At 45.1% G+C, this 519-nt stretch carries 2 protein-coding genes; both read right to left on the minus strand.

Annotation, left to right across the window (positions count from 1 at the left end; genetic code table 11):
• The coding region (locus A3766_RS06200) for a radical SAM protein (protein WP_156508728.1) at positions 1 to 338 on the minus strand (338 nt) is incomplete at its 3' end.
• A gap of 8 nt (positions 339 to 346) precedes the next feature.
• Positions 347 to 519: non-canonical purine NTP pyrophosphatase (locus A3766_RS28765; RefSeq protein WP_197479377.1), on the minus strand; the 173-nt coding region annotated here is incomplete at its 5' end.

Consider the following 519-nt stretch of genomic DNA (forward strand, 5'->3'; position numbering starts at 1 on the left):
GCATAAGCTTGAAATCGCTTCGCTTCAGTCGTACCTGGATTAGCCTCGAGTGTGATTTCGATATGCTCGGCAAAAGGCAATCGCTTATCTATGGCAGGTAGTAAGCGCTGATAAAACTCACCTGACATTAAACTCGGTGTACCGCCACCAAAAAAGATCGATTCAATTTTACGGCCCTGTGCAAATTCCCTATCAAAGTCCAAATCTTCAAGAAGCTTATTTAGATAGGCCTGTTCTGGAATTTCAGCACTGACATGGGAGTTGAAGTCGCAGTAAGGGCATTTGCGTACACACCAGGGAATGTGTACATAGAGACTTAGTGGAGGCAGTGTATTCAAGGCTCAGCCTAAGCCATTGACGCTTTGATTAGCTCAATTTTGTCGAGCAAAGCCTGGGTTGCCTGGCCACGGTGGCTAATTTTGTTTTTCTCTTCTTTCGTCAATTCTGCTGCGGTACATTGTTGATCAGATACCCAAAATACCGGGTCATAGCCAAAACCTTCACTGCCACTCTGAGTTT

Source organism: Oleiphilus sp. HI0132, from assembly GCF_001635845.1.